The 23,238-nt window shown below is 56.6% G+C and carries 24 protein-coding genes; 11 read left to right on the forward strand and 13 right to left on the reverse strand.

Features of this window, described 5'->3' with window-relative positions; all coding sequences use genetic code 11:
- A partial coding sequence (locus tag C8N45_RS11325; protein ID WP_018590913.1) for a GTP-binding protein occupies positions 1–95 on the reverse strand: 95 nt, incomplete at its 3' end.
- A gap of 98 nt (positions 96–193) precedes the next feature.
- Entirely contained in the window at positions 194–1,786 is a 1,593-nt protein-coding gene (locus C8N45_RS11330) for a sulfatase-like hydrolase/transferase (protein WP_168769461.1), read from the reverse strand.
- A 122-nt stretch (positions 1,787–1,908) separates the two neighbouring features.
- Here C8N45_RS11330 and C8N45_RS11335 point away from each other — a divergent pair, with 122 nt between their 5' ends.
- Entirely contained in the window at positions 1,909–2,280 is a 372-nt protein-coding gene (locus C8N45_RS11335) for a VOC family protein (RefSeq protein ID WP_108386380.1), read from the forward strand.
- Between the two features lie 140 nt (positions 2,281–2,420).
- Complete coding sequence (locus C8N45_RS11340) at positions 2,421–3,650, forward strand: hypothetical protein (RefSeq protein ID WP_133175972.1); 1,230 nt, start codon at positions 2,421–2,423, stop codon at positions 3,648–3,650.
- A 39-nt stretch (positions 3,651–3,689) separates the two neighbouring features.
- On the opposite strand, the gene C8N45_RS11345 is transcribed toward C8N45_RS11340, so the two are convergent.
- Together C8N45_RS11345 and parC are read right to left on the reverse strand one after the other, a co-directional pair.
- The gene (locus C8N45_RS11345; protein ID WP_108386382.1) at positions 3,690–5,570 is read right to left on the reverse strand and encodes a PhoX family protein; all 1,881 of its coding nucleotides are present in this window, start codon (positions 5,568–5,570) and stop codon (positions 3,690–3,692) included.
- A 594-nt stretch (positions 5,571–6,164) separates the two neighbouring features.
- Positions 6,165–8,468: a DNA topoisomerase IV subunit A gene (gene parC, locus C8N45_RS11350; protein ID WP_108386383.1), complete on the reverse strand. Its 2,304-nt coding sequence runs from the start codon at positions 8,466–8,468 to the stop codon at positions 6,165–6,167.
- Between the two features lie 130 nt (positions 8,469–8,598).
- Between parC and C8N45_RS11355 the strand changes: the two genes are divergently transcribed.
- The 6 genes from C8N45_RS11355 (at position 8,599) to C8N45_RS11380 (ending at position 12,759) form a co-directional block, all read left to right on the forward strand.
- The gene (locus tag C8N45_RS11355) at positions 8,599–9,090 is read left to right on the forward strand and encodes an SH3 domain-containing protein (RefSeq protein ID WP_108386384.1); all 492 of its coding nucleotides are present in this window, start codon (positions 8,599–8,601) and stop codon (positions 9,088–9,090) included.
- Positions 9,091–9,182: 92 nt separating this feature from the next.
- Positions 9,183–10,010 carry an SDR family NAD(P)-dependent oxidoreductase gene (locus tag C8N45_RS11360; RefSeq protein ID WP_108386385.1) on the forward strand — a complete coding sequence of 276 codons (828 nt, stop codon included), beginning with the start codon at positions 9,183–9,185 and terminating at the stop codon, positions 10,008–10,010.
- Positions 10,011–10,070: 60 nt separating this feature from the next.
- Positions 10,071–10,274 (forward strand): twin transmembrane helix small protein, encoded by a 204-nt coding sequence (locus tag C8N45_RS11365; protein ID WP_108386386.1) that lies wholly within the window; start codon positions 10,071–10,073, stop codon positions 10,272–10,274.
- Positions 10,275–10,276: 2 nt separating this feature from the next.
- Complete coding sequence (locus C8N45_RS11370; protein ID WP_108386387.1) at positions 10,277–10,849, forward strand: cob(I)yrinic acid a,c-diamide adenosyltransferase; 573 nt, start codon at positions 10,277–10,279, stop codon at positions 10,847–10,849.
- 225 nt (positions 10,850–11,074) lie between these two features.
- Positions 11,075–11,833 (forward strand): electron transfer flavoprotein subunit beta/FixA family protein, encoded by a 759-nt coding sequence (locus C8N45_RS11375; RefSeq protein ID WP_108386388.1) that lies wholly within the window; start codon positions 11,075–11,077, stop codon positions 11,831–11,833.
- The gene (locus tag C8N45_RS11380; protein WP_108386389.1) at positions 11,833–12,759 is read left to right on the forward strand and encodes an electron transfer flavoprotein subunit alpha/FixB family protein; all 927 of its coding nucleotides are present in this window, start codon (positions 11,833–11,835) and stop codon (positions 12,757–12,759) included. The genes C8N45_RS11375 and C8N45_RS11380 overlap by 1 nt, the downstream gene beginning before the upstream one ends.
- Positions 12,760–12,939: 180 nt before the next feature.
- Here the strand turns inward: C8N45_RS11380 and C8N45_RS11385 are convergent, their stop codons facing one another.
- Positions 12,940–13,788 carry a DUF6473 family protein gene (locus C8N45_RS11385; protein WP_108386390.1) on the reverse strand — a complete coding sequence of 283 codons (849 nt, stop codon included), beginning with the start codon at positions 13,786–13,788 and terminating at the stop codon, positions 12,940–12,942.
- 154 nt (positions 13,789–13,942) lie between these two features.
- Here C8N45_RS11385 and C8N45_RS11390 point away from each other — a divergent pair, with 154 nt between their 5' ends.
- Complete coding sequence (locus tag C8N45_RS11390) at positions 13,943–14,818, forward strand: 3-hydroxybutyryl-CoA dehydrogenase (protein ID WP_108386391.1); 876 nt, start codon at positions 13,943–13,945, stop codon at positions 14,816–14,818.
- A 10-nt stretch (positions 14,819–14,828) separates the two neighbouring features.
- Here C8N45_RS11390 and C8N45_RS11395 read toward each other — a convergent pair whose 3' ends face one another.
- The 7 genes from C8N45_RS11395 to C8N45_RS11425 are packed head-to-tail and all read right to left on the reverse strand — an operon-like array spanning position 14,829 to position 20,194.
- Entirely contained in the window at positions 14,829–15,713 is an 885-nt protein-coding gene (locus C8N45_RS11395) for a lysophospholipid acyltransferase family protein (protein ID WP_245882642.1), read from the reverse strand.
- A 29-nt stretch (positions 15,714–15,742) separates the two neighbouring features.
- Positions 15,743–16,012 carry an HPr family phosphocarrier protein gene (locus C8N45_RS11400; RefSeq protein ID WP_108386392.1) on the reverse strand — a complete coding sequence of 90 codons (270 nt, stop codon included), beginning with the start codon at positions 16,010–16,012 and terminating at the stop codon, positions 15,743–15,745.
- Entirely contained in the window at positions 16,009–16,404 is a 396-nt protein-coding gene (locus C8N45_RS11405; protein WP_108386393.1) for a PTS sugar transporter subunit IIA, read from the reverse strand. Before C8N45_RS11405 ends, C8N45_RS11400 begins: the two co-directional genes overlap by 4 nt.
- Complete coding sequence (gene rapZ, locus C8N45_RS11410; protein ID WP_108386394.1) at positions 16,401–17,321, reverse strand: RNase adapter RapZ; 921 nt, start codon at positions 17,319–17,321, stop codon at positions 16,401–16,403. The genes C8N45_RS11405 and rapZ overlap by 4 nt, the downstream gene beginning before the upstream one ends.
- Positions 17,318–17,743 carry an HPr kinase/phosphorylase gene (locus C8N45_RS11415; protein ID WP_108386395.1) on the reverse strand — a complete coding sequence of 142 codons (426 nt, stop codon included), beginning with the start codon at positions 17,741–17,743 and terminating at the stop codon, positions 17,318–17,320. The genes rapZ and C8N45_RS11415 overlap by 4 nt, the downstream gene beginning before the upstream one ends.
- Before the next feature lie 9 nt (positions 17,744–17,752).
- Positions 17,753–19,489, reverse strand: a complete 1,737-nt coding sequence (locus C8N45_RS11420) for a sensor histidine kinase (RefSeq protein WP_108386396.1) — start codon at positions 19,487–19,489, stop codon at positions 17,753–17,755.
- Between the two features lie 3 nt (positions 19,490–19,492).
- A complete protein-coding gene (locus C8N45_RS11425) occupies positions 19,493–20,194 on the reverse strand; it encodes a response regulator transcription factor (RefSeq protein WP_108386397.1) in 702 nt (233 codons plus the stop codon).
- Positions 20,195–20,486: 292 nt separating this feature from the next.
- Here C8N45_RS11425 and C8N45_RS11430 point away from each other — a divergent pair, with 292 nt between their 5' ends.
- Both C8N45_RS11430 and C8N45_RS11435 read left to right on the forward strand, forming a co-directional pair.
- Entirely contained in the window at positions 20,487–22,085 is a 1,599-nt protein-coding gene (locus C8N45_RS11430) for a phosphoenolpyruvate carboxykinase (protein ID WP_108386398.1), read from the forward strand.
- Between the two features lie 138 nt (positions 22,086–22,223).
- Complete coding sequence (locus C8N45_RS11435; protein WP_108386399.1) at positions 22,224–22,763, forward strand: DUF3859 domain-containing protein; 540 nt, start codon at positions 22,224–22,226, stop codon at positions 22,761–22,763.
- 30 nt (positions 22,764–22,793) lie between these two features.
- Here the strand turns inward: C8N45_RS11435 and C8N45_RS24010 are convergent, their stop codons facing one another.
- Positions 22,794–23,039: a hypothetical protein gene (locus C8N45_RS24010; protein ID WP_309498861.1), complete on the reverse strand. Its 246-nt coding sequence runs from the start codon at positions 23,037–23,039 to the stop codon at positions 22,794–22,796.
- Positions 23,040–23,238 lie beyond the last annotated feature (199 nt).

The raw sequence follows: 23,238 nt of genomic DNA on the forward strand, positions 1-23,238 counted from the left end.
ATCGCTGCTGTCAATGTCGTCTTGCCGTGGTCAACGTGGCCGATTGTGCCGATGTTCACGTGCGGTTTGTTACGTTCAAACTTTGCCTTAGCCATATCAAAAGGGCCCTTACTTTTGCGGGGCCATAATGGCCCGTTTCAACATCGCGGGCGATGTATTTGCAAACTGCCGGGAAATCAAGGGAATTGCGCGCCTATCCGTCTGCAATCCCGGAAAAAATATCATACTGCGGTTTGTAGATATTGCTGCGCATGCCAAAGGCCCCCATCACGCTGTGAAACGGAAAATCATGGGGGAAGCTGACATCGCGCATGATCGTTTCTTTTGTCACCCCGTGGCTTTGCGTAAACCCCTTTGACATCCAGACGAGGAATGGCACCCGCCGCTGCTGATCGGGCGCGATGGCAGGCGGTGTGCCATGCAGATACAGCCCGCCTTCGCCCAGCGACTGGCCATGATCGGACACATAGATCAGCACGCTGTCGGTATCGGGTAGGGATTCGAGCTGGGCGATCAAATCCGCAATCAGAAAATCACTGTAACGCAGTGTATTGTCATAGGCGTTATAAAGCGCCTCCTGGCTGCAATCACTCACTTGCACGGTTTCACAAATGGGCTGGAAATGGGCAAATTCCGGCGGGTACTTCTTGAAGTAGCTGGGTCCGTGGCTGCCGGTTTGGTGCAGACCAATGAATATGCGCTCCGCATCTGACTTGGCAATCAGGTCAGCGACCCCCCAATTCAGCGCCGCATCATAGGCACCATCGGGGCAATCGTCGCCCGCACAATCGGCAACAATTTCACGGGCACGCTGGTACTGCGTGACCTCAAGAGGTGGCGGGCCACTGTTGTTGCTGCGCCAGACCGTTTCAACACCGTGGCGGGTCAGATAGGTCGGCAAGGGCTCTTGCACGGTCCGGGCAGAGGCATCGCGCCCTTCATGGGTCAGGATGCAGGCAGCCGATCCGATGGTATAGGTGGCGCAGGACAAGCCCGCAGGCAAAGCTACCAGATCGGTCTGCATGGTAAAGGGGTTGGTGTCACGGTCATAACCGTAAAGGGCGAAATTATCGGCGCGGGCGGCTTCACCAAGCACCAAAATCACCGCCTGTTTCCGGCCATTTTTATTTTCGGCAAAGGTGGCGTCCGGCAGCCGGATCACCTCACGGTTACGCAGGGCATATCTGTTCAGATACCGCCCGCTGTTCACAACATAGGACCACGGCAAGATCCGCGCGCCCATGCGTGTGGCGTGGGCATCATACCACAGCCACGTAAAAGAAGTGGCCACCAGAAACGCCAGAAGCAGCGCAAATACCCCAACCGAAGATACCAATCCAACCACCCAACGCGGCTTGACCAGCTTGACCCAGAACAGCAGAAGGCCCGGCAGCAGACCAAGGCCGCCAAGGTACACAAAGATCGACCAATGCAGCAAGTTCGACGTCTCGCGGCTGTCTGTGTTGAGGATATTGGCAATCATCGAGAGATCGATCTCGATCCCGTAGGTGTTCATGAAATAAAGGGCGGCGGCGTTTGTCAGCATCAGCAAGGTGCTGATCAGCTTGAACAGCAACTGCGACAGTGTGCCGATGAGCATCAGAAAGCTCGCCAGCAGGCAAAACTGCAGCATTTGCAGCGACGTGATCTGGATGAACCCGCCAAAGCCCGGCGCACTCACTGAATTGGCATATCGTAAAAGCGGCCCTTGAAACGCCAGCAGGTGCAGCAGGCAAACCAAGGCAACCGCCGTAAAAAGATGCAGTGTGGGACGCGATCGAAACAAGAGTGTACCGCCTGTTATTTCCTTCGGAGAGAGCAGTGGATGCATATGGTCCGGCGGCCTGCAAGACAAGATGCGTCTGCTGACATATGATGACCGCAAAGCCAATTTGAAAGGAGTACATTATGAAACTGGGCGCATTTTCAATCAGCCTGAACGTCAAGGACATTGCAGTATCCCGTGACTTCTATGGAAAACTGGGGTTTGAGCCATTTGGCGGTGACGCAGCTCAAGGATGGCTGATGCTGCGCAATGGTGAAACGGTCATCGGCTTGTTTGGCGGATTTCTGCAAGCCAATACACTGACGTTCAACCCCGGCTGGGATCAGAATGCGCAGAACCTCGAGGAATTCGAAGACGTGCGCGACATCCAGAAACGCCTCAAGGCGCAAGGGGTCGCGTTCTTTACCGAGGCTGACGAAACGACCAGCGGGCCCGCCAGTTTTGTGGTCATCGATCCTGACGGGAACCCGATCTTGGTGGATCAACATCGCTGAAACCGGGCAAGCATGTCCCGCCAGACCATATCCAAAAATCAGGATTTACACGGTGCGTTGCCATGCAATAGCCTAAAGCCATTCCGTTTTTAACATGCCCAGCTGTACTGTAATCCATTTGTGACAAAAGAGGTCTTGTGATGAGCAGACGCCGTTCCGTAGCGACCAAGCCGCCGCAACACGTCCCACATCGGCCCGCACCCCGGCGAACCGACAGCGCCCCGCATTCTTCTGAAATGCCCCGTGCGCTGGCCCATTTCCAAAGGCTTGCCAATGACAGCGGACCGGTGCAGCGGCTCCGGTCGCTTCAGCAATCCGCTAGTGAGGGCGGGCCGATCCAGCGTGTATTGGGTTATAATCAGGCCATCGCAAAGGCCGACGTCGCCAATGTTTCCAAACTCGCGCACAAAGTATGGCTGCTGGAAGGTCCGCAAGTACAGGGGAATGCACCGTCGGTCGTGATCAAGCTGGAACTCAGGGTCAGCCAAGGCGAAGCAATGACTGATTTTCGCGCGCGCGAGGGCATCACCCGCGAGATGGGCGCAATGGTTTTGGACGGTGTACCCGGCGCGAACCCCGCCAGCGCCAATGATCTGGCCGTCATCGGGACACTGGACAATGCAAACTGCCTGAACGTACAAGCGCAAAACGAACTGGCCGAATTAAAGGCTGAGTTGAATGGCCAGAATGCGGCGCAAACTGTGGTCATCAAGGTCGCCAAAGTTGCCAATATCCCCAAGTCGGTGGGGGATCAGATTTTTGAGGCCAAACAGCAAATGCAAGCCAATCTGTCAAAGGGCGGCAAGGTCAAATCTGTTGGCAACACCGCAGCGGGCGTCAACGCGGTTGCCAGAAACATCCTGCAATTGCCGGTCGCGACCAGCCTGGGAAAGATGGCCGCCTTTGATTTGATCGTTGGCAACTTTGACCGCTTCAGCCACGACGGAACGATCAATATTCAGAACCTTGAGGTATTTGGCAATCAGGCATTGGGATTGGACAACCTTAACCCCTACGGCGCCATCCGGGGCATTGACCCCGGCAATCAGGGGGCCGGGGTGGTAACGTTGCCTTGGCCGGGTGGGTCGATTGTCACCGACACCAGCAAAATTAACGTCTACGCAAAACGCATTCAGGGTGACATTCTCAAATCGGTCGACCTTTTTGGTGCGGTCGCGGATGAGTTGGGGCCAACCGGGCTGGCCACTTGGCAGATCACCTTCATCAATGGGCTGATCGCGGCGATCCGAACGCTCAAACACCACGAGACGAGCTTGCGTCAGCGCTTGGTGCAGCAGGCAGGATCTGCCGAAGACCGACAAGCCTGGACGATCATGGCTGATCGTCTGGCCCAAATTCCCAAGATGTAAGGGGCAGGGTCTTAGACCTGCCCCCACTATGCCTTAGTTTCAGCCAACCATCGCGTTGTCGTCGCGCTTGACCGCAACGATGGTTGAACGTGGCAACATGCCTTCACCATCAGGGAAGGGTGCGCCCGGATGCTGGATACCAACAAACATTGTCCGGCGATCCGCGGACCACGTCAGACCCGTCACTTCAGACCCTTTGGGTCCTGTCAGGAACCGCTCGATCTGGCCGGTGGCCGGATCGCCCGCAAGCATCTGGTTGTTGCCCATTCCGGCAAACCCTTCTTCGTTGCTGTCGTTCCCGTCGGTTTGAATCCACAGCAAACCGGTACTGTCAAACTGCATCCCGTCGGGCGAGTTGAACAGATTGCCCGCATTCACATTGGACGATCCGCCATATGCGTCATCATGCACCGTGGGGTTGCCCGCCATGACATAAAGGTCCCATGTAAGGGTGTCCGTTCCATGGTCATCATTGCTGGGATACCAGCGCACGATCTGGCCATAGTTGTTTTCATTGCGCGGGTTCGGACCGTTGGCCGATGTGTCATCACCGCCCGCGTTGGGCTTGACCCCGCGATTTCGGTTGTTGGTCAGGCAGCAGTACCCTTCAGCCGCAACCGGATTGACCGCAACCCATTCGGGCCGATCCATCGTCGTGGCCCCAACGGCAGAGGCCGCATCACGGCTGAAGATCGCGATTTCTGCTGCGTCCATGCCAGTGGCTTCTGGTGTGAGCGCCACCCATTGACCGGTCAGATCATTGTTGAATTTGGCCACATATAGCTGACCGTCATCGAGCAGGGCCGATGTGGGACCGCCGGGGGTATAGACCCCGTTCGAAACGTATTTATACATAAATTCGCCCCGTTCATCATCGCCCATATAGACGACAACGCGGCCATCGGGAGCAATAACAGCGGCGGCATTCTCGTGTTTGAAGCGGCCCAAAGCGGTGTGCTTGATTGGCGTGGATGTCGGGTCCGAAGGGTCGATTTCGACGATATAGCCAAAGCGGTGCGGCTCGTTCGGGTTTTGAGAAACATCAAACCGCGCATCGAACTTTTCATAGCCATAACGCCCCTCTTTGCCGATCCCGTACCGGGCGTAGTCGGCGGGCAATTCAAAGTCCGGATCAGACGATCCGAAATAGCCGTTAAAGTTCTCTTCGCAGGTCAGATAGGTGCCCCAAGGGGTCTTGCCTGCACCACAGTTGTTCATGGTGCCCAGCGCTGTTGTGCCCGCAGGATCGGCAGCGGTCTGCATCAGCGGATGCCCGGCGGCGGGACCTGCAATGGTCATCGGCGTGTTGTGGGTGATACGGCGGTTGAGGTCGCTATCTACCACAACGCCCCAGCCATCCGGCCCTTCGGCGACTTCCATGACCGTCACACCCTGCATGTTTTGCAGGGTCAGCACGTCGTCTGCGCTGGTTGTTTCGCCACCGCTTGCGGGCAGGTTTACCTTGGTGTTCACATACTCATGGTTCACCGCAATCACCTGACGGGCGCCGACAACGAACAGTTCCATCCCGTCGGTGTTTTCACCAAACACACGGTCAGAGCTGCCAACGCTGACACCATTTTCCTGGCTCAGCGGTTCAGCATCGGAAAACAGCGGATCGCCCCAGCTGATCAGCGCCTGCCAGCTATAACCGTCAGGCACGTGCACGGTGCCATCGGTCTGGATCGGAATCGGCGTGAACCCGAAACGGCTGACGGTCTGTGCCTCGGCCGAGGTGCCGGACAATAGCCCCGACCCCATGACAGCCGCGCCAGAGCCATAGGCCACAATACCGCTCAGAAATCCGCGCCGCGAAATTGCGGCTTCAACGACGTCATCAAATGCGACAGATTCCGCCGCTGGTCGTTGCAATTCGTCCCAGTCGTCCCATGACAGGTCAGTTGTATCAATATCTTTCATGTTGCTAGCCCTCCGCTTGCGTTACGACACTTTGCGACCCATAGGCGTGGCAATTAACAGGTTTGTGACAACAGGGTTGCTGCGTCAATTTCCCTGCCCCAACGACAAGGAAATCCCTCATCGCCTGGCACATCAGGTCGCCCGGTGGCCTTGCGCCACCTTCGGCTGCGTACATTAAACCCGCTGCATACCAAGAAACATTGGGGCACCCCCGCCAGAAGACAGAAACAACCAAACGCTTTTCCAGACAGTTGCGTTCATGCAAGCACTCAAACCACTGGCGCTGCGGGCATCACCCCCCTGATCTTGCCGGGCGGCATATCAACCGCTTAGCAAAACCAAACACCGAAAAACGGCATTCAAAACCACAGCATGTCCATTCTGCGACAAATTCAACCATTGGTAAAGCGCCATGGCCGCACGATCAGATGCACAACCTCATTTCCGGCTAATCCAGCAAGCCGCTATAGGCACCTACGTTGCGGTATGCGCGCTGACCAAATCAGCGCACGCATCACCGAGCGCCAGAACGCCGAGGGCAACATGTTTGGCCATAACTTACTGAAACAGCCGCAGGTTGGCGCGCCCGCCTATCTAATTGAATTTGTTGTCGCGCGGGAAGCCGCGCGGCGCCATCCGGCCAGCGCTGGCGCGCTTGCCTTTCCATTCGTCCAGATCGGTCTGGGTGCGGGTGCGCCCTGCGGGGTCGAGCCAGCTTAGCCCTGCCTCCAACACAAAGGTCGTCACATCGGACATGCCACCGTCTTTATATTTTTGCAGCCGAACGCCCTTGCCGCGCCCCATCTCGGGCAATTCATCCAGCGGGAACACCAGCACTTTGCGGTTTTCACCCACAACGGCCACATGATCCCCTTTGATCCGCTGGCAAACCCGTGCTGCACCGCTGCCCACATTCAAGACCTGTTTGCCGCTTCGGGTCTGGGCGACAATATCATCCTCGGGCACGACAAAACCGTTGCCCTCGGCAGAGGCCACGAGGATTTTTGACCCTGGCTTGTGAATCAGAATATCGATGATCTCTGCCTCGTTCGGCAAGTCGATCATCAGACGCAACGGTTCGCCCATGCCCCGTCCGCCGGGAAGGTTCGATGCGCCTACGGTATAGAATCGCCCATTCGCCCCGAAGACCAGCAAACGATCCGTGGTTTCCGCATGGAAGATAAAGCGCGGCCCATCGCCGTCCTTGAACTTCAGTTCCCGTGTCAGGTCGATATGGCCGGTCATGGCCCGGACCCAGCCCATTTTCGAACAGACGACCGTGATCGGCTCGCGCTCGATCATCGCCTCTAGCGGGACCTCAACAACCTCTGCGGCTTCGGCAAATTGTGTGCGACGTGCACCGCCCGCGCTGCTTTTACCGAATATCTTGCGGGTTTCGCGTAGCTGTTCCGCGATTTTGGACCATTGCAGGTCATCGCTGTCGAGCAAATCCTCGATCCCGGCGCGTTCTTCCATCAGCGCATCACGCTCGGCGATTAGTTCCATTTCCTCAAGCCGGCGCAGGCTGCGCAGACGCATGTTCAGAATCGCCTCGGCCTGCACCTCTGACAGGGTGACTTCGCCGTCGGTATCCAATGGCGGGCGATAGTCGGCCTCGGACGTGGCGCGGACATGATCCTTGGACCAATCCTCCCTCATCAGCGCCTGCTTGGGGTCGTCGTCATAGCGGATGATGTCGATCACACGGTCCAGATGCAGGAAGGCAATGATGAACCCTTCCAGCACTTCAAGACGGTGATCGATCTTTTCCAACCGGTATCTGCTACGCCGGACCAGTACATCGCGGCGATGGTCAAGGAACGCGCGCAACACTTCCTTGAGCGAGCAAACCTTGGGCGTCAGCCCATCAATCAGCACGTTCATGTTCAGGCTGAAGCGGGTCTCTAGGTCGGAATTGCGGAACAGCATCCCCATCATGACCTCGGGATCGACGGTCTTGGCGCGAGGTTCCAGCACCACGCGGATGTCATCCGCAGATTCGTCTCGCACATCAGCCAGCAGCGGGACCTTTTTGGTCTGAATAACCTCGGCCAGTTTTTCGATAAGCTTGGATTTCTGGACCTGATAGGGGATTTCAGTGACAACGACCTGCCATTGACCACGGCCCAGATCCTCAACCTCCCACTTCGCGCGCAGGCGGAAGGCGCCGCGCCCGGTGCGGTAGGCTTCGATGATGTTTTCGCGCGGCTCGACAATTGTACCACCCGTCGGGAAGTCAGGGCCGGGAATGATGTCGATCAAAGTCTCGTCGCGGGCATTGGGCGCCTTGATCAGATGCAGGCAGGCGTCGATCAATTCATGCAGGTTGTGCGGCGGGATGTTCGTGGCCATGCCCACGGCAATCCCGCTGGACCCATTGGCCAGCAGGTTTGGAAAGGTCGCGGGCAGCACCGATGGCTCGGTCAGGCGGCCATCATAATTGTCGCGAAAATCAACGGCATCCTCTGAAAGCCCCTCTAGCAAGGCCTCGGCGGCGGTCGTCATCCGGGCTTCTGTATAACGTGACGCTGCGGGGTTATCGCCGTCGATATTGCCAAAGTTCCCCTGCCCGTCCACCAAAGGATAGCGAACATTGAAATCCTGTGCCAGACGCGCCATCGCATCATAAATCGCCGCGTCACCATGGGGGTGAAAGTCGCCCATCGTGTCGCCACTGATCTTGGCCGATTTCAGAAATCCGCCCGTCGGTGACAGGCGCAGGCGGCTCATCGCGTAAAGGATACGGCGATGCACCGGTTTCAGCCCGTCGCGCGCGTCCGGCAACGCCCGGTGCATGATCGTAGACAGCGCATAGGTCAAATAGCGGTCGCCGATCGCGCGGCGCAGCGTTTCGGTTACATCGTTGGGGCCAAGGCCGCTGTCGGTATCATCATTCATAGGATTGGGTTTAGCGGGGCCGGATTCCCGCGTAAAGCCGAGAAAAGTCCAGCGTTTTTGTAATAATTCAGGTATAGGTTGTGTTAATATTTGTGAATGTGATTCTTTTCAATGAGTTGGGGGCACTGCCATGTCCAAGTTTATTATTTCGACCTGTCTTTTTACCTTCTGGGCATTTTACGAATTGTCCGGGGGCGCTGATTTTCAACCGCGCGAGCGGGTGATTATCGCCGCATCAACATCTTCTGCAAAAACCGAAGTACCCGTCATACAAGCGGCTTTGCCCGTTGCAGCACCGCAGCAACCCACTGCGGGCGTAACGCCCGTTGCCTATCGGGTGATCCCGGCGCCGGACGCAGAACCTGTTATCGCACAGGTTGCTCTGGTAAGGGAAAACGTCGTGACGGCGCCTGAACCGTCCTTCGCTGATATTCGTGTCGTCGCCGGGGACTGGGTCAATATGCGCGGCGGGCCAAGCACGCATGACATTGTACTGGACACCCTCCCGCGCGGCACACAAGCCGAAGTCATTGCCGTCAATCCCGATGGCTGGGCACAGATACGTCTGGCAGACAACGGGCAAATCGGTTGGATGGCCACGCGTTTGCTCTCTGACAGTTAAGGTCAGGGCCGATTAATCCTGCATCGTCAGTCTTTATCGGGCCTGACCCTAGGCGCTTGCCAGCCTGACCCGATGCGGGCAAACAGGCTGGCATGACACAGAAATCAATACTGATCACCGGCTGTTCCTCTGGTATTGGACTGGATGCAGCACGCGGCTTGCGCGATGCGGGGTGGCGCGTTTTTGCCAGTTGCCGCAAACCCGAGGATTGCGCCCGATTGCGGGCAGAAGGCTTTGAAAGCCCGCTGATCGACTATGCCGATACATCAAGCATCTTTGCCGGGTTGACCGAAACGCTCGAGGCCACGGGCGGTACGCTTGATGCCTTATTCAATAATGGGGCCTATGCCTGTCCCGGCGCTGTCGAGGATTTACCACTGGGCGCGCTTCGCGAGATATTCGAGACCAATCTGTTTGGCTGGCACGAACTGACGCGCCTTGCGATCCAGGTGATGCGGGCGCAGGGGCATGGGCGGATTATCAATAATTCATCTGTTCTTGGCTTTGTTGGGATGCGCTGGCGCGGGGCCTATGTGGCAACGAAATTCGCGCTGGAGGGGCTGACAGATGTCTTGCGGGTGGAAATGGCGGACACGCCAATCAAGGTGATCCTGATCGAACCGGGGCCGATCACATCCAAATTTCGGGAAAATACGATCCCGCATTTTGAAAAGTGGATTGACTGGCAAAATTCGGCGCGGCGCGGGCAATACAAGGAATTGCGCGACCGGTTCAAAGAGAAAACCGGACCCGACCGGTTTGAATTGCCCGCAAGCGCCGTTACCGCCAAACTGCTACAGGCGCTGACATCATCGCGCCCGAAACCACGTTACTATGTCACCACGCCGACCTATCTGATGGGTTTCTTGCGGCGGATTTTACCGACGCGGTTGCTGGATGCTGTAATATTGAGAGTCTGAGGGTTTTCTTGTCCGCGGCGCCTGCTACATAGCGAGTCAACTTATTGAAGGACTTCACAGATGGCAGATGATCCATTTTTCTGGCTGGTCGCCGTTGCTGTTCTGATCGTGCTGGGCATTCTTTTACTTGGGATCGGCGGATTCGGCAGAGGCGGCGACTTTAATCGCAAACATGCCAACAAGATCATGCGCTGGCGGATTGGAGCTCAATTTGTGGCCGTGATCCTCATTGTCCTTTATGTCTATTTACGTCGTGGAGCCTGAATATGGTTGTCTTGAACAAGATCTACACAAAAACCGGAGACGCGGGCGAAACCGCACTGGGCAATGGCAGCCGCGTGGCCAAATACGCGATGCGGGTCAATGCCTATGGCACAGTGGATGAAACGAACGCCACAGTCGGGCTGGCCCGGTTGCATGCATCAGGCGAGTTGGACGCGCAACTTGCGATGATCCAAAACGATCTGTTTGATCTGGGTGCCGATTTATGCCGCCCGGACATGGAAAAAGACGCCGAATCCGAATACCCCGTGTTGCGAATGACAGACGGACAGGTCAGTCGGCTGGAAACAGAAATTGACGCCATGACCAAACTGGTTGAGCCGCTGCGCAGCTTCATCCTGCCCGGCGGGTCGGCACTGGCTGCACAACTTCACCTTTGCCGGACGGTGTCGCGTCGGGCCGAACGTCTGGCGGTCGAACTGGCATCCCTTGAATCAGTCAACCCGGCCGCGGTGACCTATCTTAACCGCTTGTCGGACTGGTTTTTTCAGGCAGGCCGGATCGCCAACAACAATGGTCGTGATGATGTGCTTTGGGTGCCGGGGGCGAACCGTTAAAGGGGATGGGTTAAAACCCATCTTACGGTCGGGTGCCTGCCGCATGCTGTATCTGCGTGGCAATGGCGCAATCGCCTGTGCGAAAAGGACCATCGCTTAACCCGCTTGAGAAACGTGGCGTCCCTGACCTGCGCCGCGTCGATTTTGCACTGTTTTTGCCTGCCCGCGCACGATAGTAACGTCCCGAGAACAAATCAGATTAGATTCTTTGGGAGTGTAACGCAGATGAAGGTCATTGTACCCGTCAAGCGCGTGATCGATTACAACGTGAAAGTTCGTGTCAAGGCGGATGGTTCAGGTGTCGATCTGGCAAACGTCAAAATGTCGATGAACCCATTCGACGAAATCGCCGTGGAAGAAGCGATCCGTCTGCGCGAGGCAGGCAAGGTCGAGGAAGTGGTCGCTGTCTCTATCGGCGTCAAGCAAGCCCAGGAGACATTGCGCACCGCACTTGCGATGGGTGCTGACCGGGCTATCCTGATTGTCGCCACGGACGATGTACACACCGATATAGAGCCTTTGGCCGTTGCCAAACTGTTGGCCGCCGTTGTGAAGGAAGAAGAGCCGGGTCTTGTTATTTGCGGCAAGCAGGCCATTGACAACGATATGAACGCCACCGGCCAAATGCTGTCTGCATTGTTGGGCTGGTCACAGGCCACGTTTGCCTCTGACATCAATATTGACGGCGACAGCGCCTTTGTTACCCGCGAGGTCGATGGCGGTCTGCAGACCATCAAGGTGAAGATGCCCACAATCATCAGCGTGGATTTGCGCCTCAATGAGCCGCGCTATGCATCGCTCCCCAACATCATGAAGGCAAAAAAGAAGCCTTTGGATGAAAAGACACCAGCCGATTATGGCGTTGATGTCACGCCACGGCTGAATGTGGTCAGTACGACCGAACCAGAAACACGCAAGGCGGGTATCATTGTGGGTTCTGTGGATGAACTCGTCGAAAAACTCAAAGAAGCGGGGGCTGTGTAATGGCTGTTCTTTTGATTGGTGAAGTCACCGACGGCGCTCTGGCTGTTGATGCAACCGCAAAGGCGGTGACGGCTGCAACCGCGCTTGGCGATGTGACTGTTCTATGCGCCGGAGCCAATGCGCAGGCCGCCGCTGATGAGGCCGCCAAGATTGACGGCGTCGCCAAGGTGTTATGTGCAGAAGACCCCGCATTGGGCCATCGTCTGGCCGAACCGACTGCGGACCTGATTGTATCTTTGGCTGGCGACTATTCACATATCGTAGCGCCCGGCACGACCGATGCCAAAAATGTCATGCCACGCGTCGCGGCACTTTTGGACGCAATGGTGATTTCCGAAGTCACTGGCATCGTTGATGGCGACACGTTCGAGCGCCCGATTTACGCCGGGAACGCGATTCAGACCGTCAAATCATCGGATGCCACGAAAGTCATGACGATCCGTACAGCTGGTTTTGACGCGGCAGGCCTGGGTGGTTCTGCGTCAGTCGAGGCCATTGGAGGCGCTGGAAATCCGGGCCTGTCCGAATGGGTCGAGGACAAGGTCGCCGCCTCTGACCGGCCCGAGTTGACGTCGGCCGGGGTGGTTGTATCCGGCGGTCGCGGCGTCGGGTCAGAAGAAGATTTTGCTATCATTGAAAAGCTGGCGGACAAGCTGAATGCGGCGGTGGGCGCGTCCCGCGCAGCAGTCGATAGCGGCTATGCCCCCAATGATTGGCAGGTCGGCCAGACGGGCAAAGTTGTCGCCCCTGATTTGTATGTCGCCGTCGGAATTTCCGGCGCGATCCAGCACCTTGCCGGGATGAAAGACAGCAAGATCATCGTCGCGATCAACAAGGACGAAGAAGCGCCAATCTTCCAGGTTGCTGATTATGGTCTGGTTGCAGACCTGTTTGCGGCGGTGCCGGAACTGACCGAGAAAGTCTAGCCATAGGCAAAGCCTGACTTTCAGACAACACAAAAGGTCCGCAAAATATTGCGGACCTTTTGGATTCCACAGCCTTTCGCATTTAATCTGAGACTTCAGATAGCGTTGAGCCGCCCACACCATATAAACGATGCACGGCGTTGCGCGAAAATCTGTCAGAAAGCTCTTCCGCAGAACGCTTCAGACGGGTTTGTAAAGATTTTCGCGCAGCGACGGGATCAGGGCGGCACAGGCTTCCGTGTGGCAGTCAACGCCCATCATTTCAGATGCCGCACTTTCCTGACTTTCGGGGTAGATCATGCCGCAGGTGCCTTGGGAAAGCGCCTCTGATGAGGGGTTCACCACGACAATATCCTGCACAAGCGGCCGCAGGTCTTCAAGCATCGCGCGCGTGACAAAGAGGGGGTCAGCCTGCAACTGATTGCTGCGATCCGACCAATGCTCATCGTTTAAATCATCTTCGGAAAACCACAGCAGAATCGTACGCCGACCTGTCTGCCGCAGCATGTTTGTCATGCGGGCGGTCCACGCCTCGCGCAATTCCTTGACGACGGTTTCAAATCGATCCGGCGATTTGGCATGCAGAGCGCCCAGCATATGACGGATAAAGGAAAAGTCGGAAAAATCCACGTCCTGATAGATCGCCTGCAACACGGTCGAGGCGCGCAGGAAACGGTCATTGCGGCGCGGGTGGACCGAATAGAATCTGTTCGACAACAGGTTGGCGCCCATGATCTGCACCACGGTCATGTCGGCACCCTGACAGATTTCCATGATTGTCGGGTCGTTCACAAAGGCATCAATGCCCCCGTTCACACAGCCAAGATTAACACATGTCTGGCGCATGATTTTTTCGACCTGCGCGGGAAACGGCTTTGAAATGAATTTGCCATAGGTTTCAGTCCCACCGATAAAGGCGATGTAGGGACGATCCAAACGCCGCCTTGGCCCGCGAAACAACATCCGGGACGCCCCATAGCGACATGGGGAGTATGACAGTTCTTCTGTCTCGATGACTTCTTGCTTCATGATTCCCGCCTTCTGACTACCCGAACAGAGATTCGATGATTTCGGTTTCGAATTCGCTAATGGTACAATTCAACTAAAGTTTTACGCACGCTCTCTGCTTGAAGCCCCCCCATTCACAGGCCTATGGTGCTGACAGGTCAGTCAGGGGATTAGCATGACAATCGAACGTGTGGGCATCGTAGGTGCAGGGCAGATGGGCAACGGGATTGCACATGTTTTTGCATTGGCGGAATACGACGTGTTGATGACGGACATCAGCGAAGATGCGTTGAACGCGGCTGTCGCGCTCATTGACCGCAACCTTGACCGGCAGGTCACTCGCGACCTGATCAGCGCGGATGCCAAAGCCGCCGCAATGGCGCGGATCGACACGACCGTGACGCTGACCGAACTTGGGCAAACCGACCTGATCATCGAGGCCGCAACAGAGCGTGAAACAATCAAGACCGCCATTTTTGAGGATCTTGTGCCGCACCTGAAACCCAATACGATCCTGACGTCAAACACCTCTTCGATTTCGATCACGCGGCTTGCGTCCCGGACGGACCGCCCGGAAAAATTCATGGGGTTTCACTTTATGAACCCAGTCCCGATCATGCAGCTGGTCGAACTGATCCGCGGGATTGCTACTGATGAAGAGACATTCAAAGCCTGCCACGGCGTAGTCGAGCGGCTGGGCAAGACCTCTGCCACCGCCGAAGATTTCCCGGCTTTCATCGTCAACCGTATCCTGATGCCTATGATCAACGAAGCGATCTATACGTTGTACGAAGGTGTCGGGTCCGTGCAGTCCATTGATACGTCGCTCAAGCTGGGGGCAAATCATCCGATGGGGCCATTGGAACTGGCGGATTTCATCGGGCTTGATACTTGCCTTGCAATCATGAACGTACTTCATGACGGTCTGGCGGACACCAAATACCGGCCCTGCCCTTTGCTGACCAAATATGTCGAAGCAGGCTGGCTGGGCCGGAAATCAAAACGCGGCTTCTATGACTACCGGGGCGAAACGCCTGTTCCCACGCGCTAGGATCGGGACGCTACTCTGACTTGCCCAAAGCCATGGTCCGTTCGCGGAGCCACGCCATAAAGGCGCGCGGCTCGCCGATTCGCTTTGCCACGTCCTCCGCAGCGATCACTTTGCCGATAACCGGTTTCTGCGGCTTGCCACAGGCCTTGAGGACTTCTGAAAGCAAGAGCCCCTGCCGCCATGTTGCGGACACCCGATTTGCAATCTGGTACCAACGCGAATTCGAACCGGGGAAAAAGCAGGGCACGACCTGTGCCCCTGACTTGCGGATCATCTTTGCCGTGAACACGTTCCACTCGGCCTCTACCGCCGGGCCAAACATTGTCTCGGACGATGCGACGACACCGGACGGGAAAAGCGCCACAAGACCACCATTATTCAAGTGATCCATTGCGGCAGTGCGCATCGCGACCATCTTCTTTTGGGCGTCAGGTTCATGCGGGAAGGGCACCGGGATCATGAAGTTGGCAGCGTCTTCATCAATGCCAGTGAGGATGGACCGGGTCAGGATGCGGTAGTCAGAGCGGACGCGGCCTATCATATCGGCCAATATCATGCCATCCACCAGACCATGTGGATGATTGGCCACGAACACGACCGGACCCTCAGCAGGGATATTATCCAGCTGGGCCTGCGGCGTTTGTAGTTCAATCTCCATCACATCCAGCGTCCCGCGCCAGAATGCCTGCCCGTGGAACTTGCCGAGCCGCTCGAATTTGCGGGTCAGCCGCATTGCCCGGACCTTGCCGGTCAGCCATTCGATGGTGCGGATGATGTTGCGTTTGACGGGATTGTCGAAAGTGTTCGAATAGGTCAGGCTGCTCCGGTCGTAAACGCGTGGCGCATCCTCTGTAATGATCGGCTCAACTGAGACTTGGCGGCTGGTGTCGGTCAATGATTTGCCCCGTTTGGTCGCTCAGACTTTCAGTCTTCTTCCCCGAACTTGTCTGCGACAAGCTGTGTTATGGCCTCGGCCAAAGCATCCGCCTGCGGGCCGGAGGTTTCCACATCAATAAAGCTTCCACATGAAGCTGCCAACATCAAAAGTCCCATGATGCTGTCACCACTTGCGCTTTCGCCGTCCTTGCTGACGGTTGCATCTGCGTCAAAGCTTTCCACAAGCTCAACCAACCGGGCAGAGGCGCGGGCATGAAGTCCCTTGATATTCACGATTTTCAAGCGGTGTGTTGTCATTGCGGGGTCCCGCCTGCGTGGCTATTGATATATTTATGTGCGGCGGCAATTGCGGCCTCGACAGCGTCGGGCACCGAGCGTTTGCGCGATTTCGCCAGTTTTATCAGCATAGGCAGGTTTGCCCCGTAAAGGATCCGCCGGTTTTCGGGATTGCAGGCGCGCATCGACAGGTTGGATGGCGACCCGCCAAACATATCGGTCACAATAACGACGCCGTCCCCCTCGTCTACTGCATCGGCGGCGGCACAGATTTCGGCCTGCTTGGCGGCACGATCATCTTCCGCACCAATCGCGATACTGACCATACCGTCCTGCGGACCCACCACATGTTCGACCGCAGCAAGATATTCACGCGCCAGCCCGCCATGTGCCACAATCACGATACCAATCACGTCACTTGTCCCTTACCCGCAGGCGCATCCCCGCGGCGCCGCTCCATTTCCCGATGTCGTTTAGATACCGGCCATCCATCTTTCGCAAGAGCAGAGGCAAGCTGCTCCGCAACAACAACTGACCGGTGTTGCCCTCCGGTACATCCAAAGCCAATGGAAAGATGCGCCTTGCCTTCATCGGTATGGGCGGGCAGCAGCATATCAATCAAGCCTTTAACCCGGTCAAAGAACTCGTCAAAACGCGCGTCAGCCGCCACATAAGCCGCAACCGCCGGGTCGCGCCCGTCCAGAGCACGCAGGTCTTCATCCCAATGCGGGTTGCGCAGGAACCGGCAGTCAAACACAATATCCATCCCCCGCGGCAACCCGCGTTTGTAGGAAAAGGAATGTACTGTGACGCCCAACTGGCGCCCGTCCCCGGTCGCGAACCAGCGGTCGATTTCCGCACGCAGATTGTGTGGCGACAAATCTGATGTATCGATCAATACGTCGGCGCGGGCGCGGATCGGCACCAGCAGGTCTTTCTCGCGCATGATACCCGCCAGCGGTGGCCCCGCAGGGGCCAAAGGATGCCTGCGCCGCGTTTCGGAATAACGGCGCACCAGCACTTCCTCTTCTGCATCAAGGTACAGGACCTGTGCCGCCTGATCCGAACGCGCCGCCAATGCATCGATAATTTCGATAAGAGCGTTTGTGCTGAAATCCCGATTGCGCACATCAACACCCAACGCCAAGGGGCGGCTAGGCGGCGGTCCCTCAAGCAGGCGTGGCAGCAGGGATAGTGGTAAATTGTCGATTACTTCGAACCCAAGGTCTTCGAGCGCATTGATGGCTGTAGACCGCCCAGCCCCCGACGGCCCCGTGACCAATACGATAGTCGGGGCGATACGGTCCGCAGGATTTGTCCACTCTGTCATCGATTACTCCACCCTGCCTTGAGGAGTTGCAGGATTGCCGGTGCAAAATGTGGCCCCTCAACACGATCTATCAAGGGGACATCCAGTCCCAATAACGTGATAGACCGCCGGTCGGGCAATCTGTCTTTTTCCTCCCGATCAAGATCAACGACCAATGTAACCGCAGCCTTTTCCAGCGGATCACAATTCAGGATGCCGATGCCGCGCGCTTCGATAAGCCCAAGAATGGTCTGCGGCGCGCGCGCCCATAGCCTGCCCTCTTGGACAAAGAGTGCAACCCGGTCATCAGCGACCAATTGGCATTGCATACCGATCAGGGTCAAACCAAGAGTGGATTTGCCCGTACCAGACGCACCAATTATCAAAACGGCCCGATCATTCCACGCAACACAGGTGGCATGAATAGGTTGATTTTTCGTCAATTTGTCACCTTAGACCGGCAGGCCGACCACGAACCGCGCGCCAAGCGGTTCAGACGTGGCATCGGCATCGGTTGGACGGATGTTTTCTGCCCAGATAACACCCCCATGCGCTTCCACAATCTGCTTGGAAATCGCAAGGCCAAGTCCCGAGTTGTTACCAAACTGTCCTTCGGGGCGCTCGGAATAGAACCGCTGGAAAATCTTGGTCAGTGCCTCATCAGGGATCCCGGGGCCTGTGTCCTCGACCACGACCAACACACGGTCCTGACGGCGGCGGGTCCAGACCCTGATCGCATCGCCTTCTTGGCAAAAAGACACTGCGTTGGATATCAGGTTGACAAAGACCTGCGCCAGACGCCCTTCAAGCCCCTGCACATACATTGGCTCATCCGGCATGTCGGCAATGAAATCAATGCCCCTGTCTGTCGCGTCCTTGCTGAGGAACTCGATGATATTGCGCAGCATTTGCAGCAGATCGAAGGTTTCCTCTTCTTCCTTGACCAATTCGCTATCAAGCCGCGAGGCGTTCGAGATATCGCTGACCAGCCGGTCCAGCCGTTTGACATCATGTTCAATCACCACAAGCAGCTTTTCGCGCTGGTCATCACGCTTGGCCACACGCATCGTCCCCACAGCAGAGCGTAGCGACGCAAGCGGGTTCTTAATCTCGTGCGCCACATCGGCGGCAAACTGTTCGTTGCCTTCGATCCGTTCGTAAAGAGCCGAGACCATGCCGCGCAACGCGCCCGACAGACGGCCAATTTCATCTGGGCGATGTGTCAGATCAGGGATGCGGACACGCACCGGCGACATGCGGCGCGCATTCTTTTCGTGGCTTGTCTCGGCGGCGGCCGCCAGATCCGCCAGCGGGTTCGCGATCGTCGAAGCCAGAACAAGGCTCAGGCCGATGCTGACCATGATACCCACCAGGAACAGACGCAGGACAAGTTCGCGCTCTTTGCGGGTCAGGCTGTCCACCTCGCCCGCAGCAGTGATGACAGCAATCACACCAATGGTTTCATCAGCGCGCGTGATGGGGGTTGTGACGATGAAACTCGTTATCCCGCCGATTGAAGTCGCTTCCAGCAAAGTGCCCTTTTCGACCGACCGCGCAACGTTACGCTGGGCCAGTTCAATCAGCCGCTGTTCGGCGGTGATCGCGTCTTCATTGCCCATGAAGAGCGTGAAAAAGCTGTTCCATATACTGCCGAAGAAATCCGTGACAAACGTGCCGCCGGTCGATTGCACCAGTGCGGCAATTTCATTGGCACCCAGACTGCCGGTAGCCTTGGCCACAAGCGTGGCATCGGGCGAAAAGACCGAAACTTCGACACCGCCGCGCAGGTTCAGACCGCCAAGCGTTTCGGTGGGGTTTATGCCATCCGCTGTCACCAGATTGACCGGCGCAAGTTTGGGCAGTTGCGCTTCGAACACGTTGGCGATGAGTTGGGCTTCGTTCACGACGCCCTTGGCGCGCTGAAAAGCAAGGTTGTCGCGGGACGGGTTCAGATAAAGCACACCGGCAATCAGCAGGATCAGGGCAATCAAGTTGAAAATTACGATCTTGCGTGCAATCGGCGACCCGCTCAGAGAAAATATCCCGCGGGACGCAACCGGCGCAGAGTCATCGTCGTTGGATTGCTGATCGGAAGAGAGCCAGTCGTCGCCCAGTGAAACATCGGGCTCGCGCGCAGCCGCACGCACTGACTTCAGATCGCGTACGTCAACCTTGGGGGCGGCATTCATGCCTTACTCTTCGTTGTAGCGGTACCCGATTCCATAAAGTGTCTCGATCGCAGAAAACTCGTTATCAGTATTACGCATCTTCTTGCGCAAACGTTTAATATGGCTGTCGATTGTCCGGTCATCCACATAAACCTGATCATCGTAGGCCACATCCATCAACTGATCCCGGCTTTTTACAAATCCCGGACGCTGTGCCAAGGCCTGCAACAGCAAAAACTCGGTCACGGTCAAGGAAACGTCCTGCCCTTTCCATTTCACCGCGTGGCGCAGCGGATCCATGACAAGCTCTCCGCGGATCATGACCTTGGTCTCTTCGGTCTCTTCGATCTCTTCACCAGCAAGGGCGTCCTGACGGCGCAAGAGTGCGCGGATCCGTTCAACCAGTAACCGCTGCGAGAATGGTTTTTTGACGTAATCATCGGCCCCCATGCGCAGTCCCAGCACTTCGTCGATCTCGTCGTCCTTCGAGGTCAGAAAGATCACCGGCATCGCTGATTTCTGCCGCACCCGCTGGAGCAGGTCCATACCGTCCATGCGTGGCATCTTGATGTCGAATACCGCCATGTCGGGCATCCGCTTGTTGAACGCATCCAACGCCGCCTGACCATCGTTGTAGGTTTCGACCTCGAAACCTTCGGCTTCAAGTGTCATTGCCACTGACGTCAGGATATTCCGGTCATCATCGACCAATGCTATTCTCGACATGGGTTGCCCCCCTCATCTTATTAGAGTCTTTTTACTTCTTTAACTATTCGACTGTTTATCATGCCGAATCAATGCCTAACTCTAACCGAGAGGCATTCCCGCCTAAAATGCTTCAATTTTGCCAGTCCAGGACATCAAAAGCGGTTGGACGGACCTGGGCAAGGAAATGGTTGCGCTAACACCAAATTGGTTGCGCTAACTATGCAAACAACACTATCCGCCCTTCGAAACATGATGCTAATGATAATATGTTGCTAGGCCGTTCCGGCCAGTCATTCAAAGGAGCGAACCCATGGACCAAGGTAAGGTCAACCCCACGATGAAACTTGAAGATCAAGGCATCACAGGGCTGGGTTATGTGTATTACAACCGTTCGGAGGATGAATTGCACGCCGCCGCCGTTGAAGCAGGTGAAGGTGTCACGGGCAAAGGCGGCACGTTTCTTGTGACCACGGGAAAACATACCGGCAGGTCCCCGAAAGACAAGTTTGTGGTGCGCACCCCTTCGGTCGAGAATACGATCTGGTGGGAAAACAACCCGCCGATGGACCCGGAAAAGTTCGACTCTTTGTATGCCGACATGCTCGCGCACATGAAGGGCGGAACCTACAATGTGCAGGATCTTTTCGGCGGCGCGGACCCGGCGCACCGCCTGGACGTGCGGGTCGTGACCGAACTTGCATGGCACGGCCTTTTCATACGGCATTTGCTGCGTCGTCCCGAGGCGGCAGAACTGGAAACATTCAACCCGGACTTCACGATCATCAACTGCCCGACCTTCAAGGCCGACCCTGAAAAGCACGGCTGCCGCTCGGAAACAGTGATCGCCCTGAACATGGATGCCAAGCTGATCCTGATCGGCGGCACCGAATATGCCGGTGAAAACAAGAAATCTGTCTTCACCCTGTTGAATTACCTGCTGCCCGAAAAAGGCATCATGCCGATGCATTGTTCAGCCAACCACGCACCAGGCAACCCCGTCGATACGGCTGTGTTCTTCGGCTTGTCCGGGACGGGCAAAACGACATTGTCCGCTGATCCAGAGCGCGTGCTGATCGGCGACGATGAACATGGCTGGTCTGATCGCGGCATCTTCAACTTTGAAGGTGGCTGTTATGCGAAAACAATCAACCTGAGCGCCGAGGCCGAACCGGAAATCTTTGCGACCTGCTCCATGCCCAATACGGTCATCGAAAACATGGTCTTTGATCCCGATACGATGGAACTGGACTTCGAAGATGACAGCCTGACAGCGAATATGCGCTGCGCCTATCCGCTGAATTACATCTCCAACGCGTCTGATACGGCACTTGGCGGACACCCCAAGAATATCATCATGCTGACCTGTGACGCATTCGGGGTTCTGCCTCCAATCTCGCGTCTGACACCGGCCCAGGCGATGTATCACTTCCTGTCCGGCTTTACCTCCAAGGTGGCTGGCACCGAACGGGGCGTGACGGAACCAGAGCCCACATTCTCGACCTGCTTCGGCGCCCCCTTCATGCCACGCCGTCCCGAGGTGTATGGCGATCTGCTGCGCAGCAAGATCGCAAACCACGGGGCCTCATGCTGGCTGGTGAACACCGGCTGGACCGGTGGCGCATACGGGACAGGTAGCCGGATGCCGATTAAAGCAACACGCGCCCTGCTGAGTGCCGCACTTGACGGATCACTGAGCGAAAGCAGTTTCCGCAAGGACCCTTACTTCGGCTTTGATGTGCCGGTCGAGGTTGCCGGCGTCGACAAGACCTTGCTGAACCCGCGCGACACATGGGCTGACAAGGCTGCCTACGACGCGCAAGCCAAAAAGCTGGTCACGATGTTCAGTGACAATTTCGAGAAATACGTCCCCTATATTGACGAAGATGTCAAAGCCGCAGCCATCGGTTGATAGGGCTTCAAAGTGGGGTGGATCAAGATCCACCTTACGACCACAAGGCTGTCGCGCGGAAGGCTTGCTTTCGCGCAATGCGTCTGATGAGGGCCGGTTGCACTCGACATTGTGCTTGCAGGCTTTAGCTTGGGGCACATGAAACCTATCATTGCCCTGCTTGTCTGCCTGCCCTCAGTGCTGTTGTCCGAAACGCTTTCTGAAGATAGAATAAGTGACCAGATTGCCAGTTTCGAGGCCGGGATCATCTGCGCCCCGGAACCTGTCGGCAGCACACCGGCCCCCGGCACCGTCGCGGGCACGACCCATGTGATAGATGTGGACCCTCCTTTTGTCTCAACAAACCGCAGGGTCCCTGCCGTTATCGGCATCGGCTTCGGGGTCAAGGCAATGGCACGTGATCCCGCAGGACTTCAGGGGGTGACAATATTGGTGACACATCCCCCGATGGGCAAGGACCGGGTTGAAGAGCAAAATTTCGGGAGCAAAATCAGCGGGAGCGCCCCTTCAGTGACATTTTACCAATTCGATGCACCCTACGAAAGGGTCTACGGGACATGGAACATGACGGCGATAAAAAATGGAGAACAAATTTACAGCGCCGACTTCGAAGTCGTCCCGGCCAGTCAAGTGCTGGAACTGGCCAGCGTCTGTGGCTTTGAGGCCTTGCTGTCGTAGCGGAGCAGCGGCCAAACCGTAAGATGGGCTTTAACCCATCATCCCCCGCCGCAGAAGATTCAAACCCGCAATCAAAAGGACGATCAATGTGACCTGACGAAAGACCTGTTGATTTATGCGGTCCTGCACGCGAAACCCTACCGCCATTCCCGCCGACGCAGGCACAACCATACCGGCAGAAAGCAGCCAGGTCTCTGCCCGCATCACGCCCGAATGCGAATGCGCACCAAACAGGGCAACCGTCCCAAGCCCGTAAATCGCTCCCTGTACCCGCATCTGATCCGCTTTTGGAAGTATTCACAGCCATCAGGTAGGCCACGGTGGGCGGACCCCACACGCCCGATACCCCCCATGAAACTCGCAAGACTGCCCACCGCGGCTTCAAGCCGCAGTGGCTTTTTTGCTGAGCGGGGGGGCGCCTCCCGGCGATTTGCATCACCGTAAATAGTGTTAAAATAACGCCTGGAAACAAATA

This window comes from Yoonia sediminilitoris (genome assembly GCF_003058085.1).
GTDB lineage: Bacteria > Pseudomonadota > Alphaproteobacteria > Rhodobacterales > Rhodobacteraceae > Yoonia > Yoonia sediminilitoris.

Coding starts and splice junctions, on each gene's coding strand:
- C8N45_RS11365 (WP_108386386.1), top strand. CDS start 10,071: ATGGCAGATGATCCATTTTTCTGGCTGGTCGCCGTTGCTGTTCTGATC.
- C8N45_RS11385 (WP_108386390.1), bottom strand. CDS start 13,788: ATGAAGCAAGAAGTCATCGAGACAGAAGAACTGTCATACTCCCCATGT.
- C8N45_RS11375 (WP_108386388.1), top strand. CDS start 11,075: ATGAAGGTCATTGTACCCGTCAAGCGCGTGATCGATTACAACGTGAAA.
- C8N45_RS11400 (WP_108386392.1), bottom strand. CDS start 16,012: ATGACAACACACCGCTTGAAAATCGTGAATATCAAGGGACTTCATGCC.
- C8N45_RS11345 (WP_108386382.1), bottom strand. CDS start 5,570: ATGAAAGATATTGATACAACTGACCTGTCATGGGACGACTGGGACGAA.
- C8N45_RS11425 (WP_108386397.1), bottom strand. CDS start 20,194: ATGTCGAGAATAGCATTGGTCGATGATGACCGGAATATCCTGACGTCA.
- C8N45_RS11430 (WP_108386398.1), top strand. CDS start 20,487: ATGGACCAAGGTAAGGTCAACCCCACGATGAAACTTGAAGATCAAGGC.
- C8N45_RS24010 (WP_309498861.1), bottom strand. CDS start 23,039: ATGCGGGTACAGGGAGCGATTTACGGGCTTGGGACGGTTGCCCTGTTT.
- C8N45_RS11340 (WP_133175972.1), top strand. CDS start 2,421: ATGAGCAGACGCCGTTCCGTAGCGACCAAGCCGCCGCAACACGTCCCA.
- C8N45_RS11355 (WP_108386384.1), top strand. CDS start 8,599: ATGTCCAAGTTTATTATTTCGACCTGTCTTTTTACCTTCTGGGCATTT.
- rapZ (WP_108386394.1), bottom strand. CDS start 17,321: ATGACAGAGTGGACAAATCCTGCGGACCGTATCGCCCCGACTATCGTA.
- C8N45_RS11335 (WP_108386380.1), top strand. CDS start 1,909: ATGAAACTGGGCGCATTTTCAATCAGCCTGAACGTCAAGGACATTGCA.
- C8N45_RS11390 (WP_108386391.1), top strand. CDS start 13,943: ATGACAATCGAACGTGTGGGCATCGTAGGTGCAGGGCAGATGGGCAAC.
- C8N45_RS11380 (WP_108386389.1), top strand. CDS start 11,833: ATGGCTGTTCTTTTGATTGGTGAAGTCACCGACGGCGCTCTGGCTGTT.
- C8N45_RS11360 (WP_108386385.1), top strand. CDS start 9,183: ATGACACAGAAATCAATACTGATCACCGGCTGTTCCTCTGGTATTGGA.
- parC (WP_108386383.1), bottom strand. CDS start 8,468: ATGAATGATGATACCGACAGCGGCCTTGGCCCCAACGATGTAACCGAA.
- C8N45_RS11420 (WP_108386396.1), bottom strand. CDS start 19,489: ATGAATGCCGCCCCCAAGGTTGACGTACGCGATCTGAAGTCAGTGCGT.
- C8N45_RS11435 (WP_108386399.1), top strand. CDS start 22,224: ATGAAACCTATCATTGCCCTGCTTGTCTGCCTGCCCTCAGTGCTGTTG.
- C8N45_RS11370 (WP_108386387.1), top strand. CDS start 10,277: ATGGTTGTCTTGAACAAGATCTACACAAAAACCGGAGACGCGGGCGAA.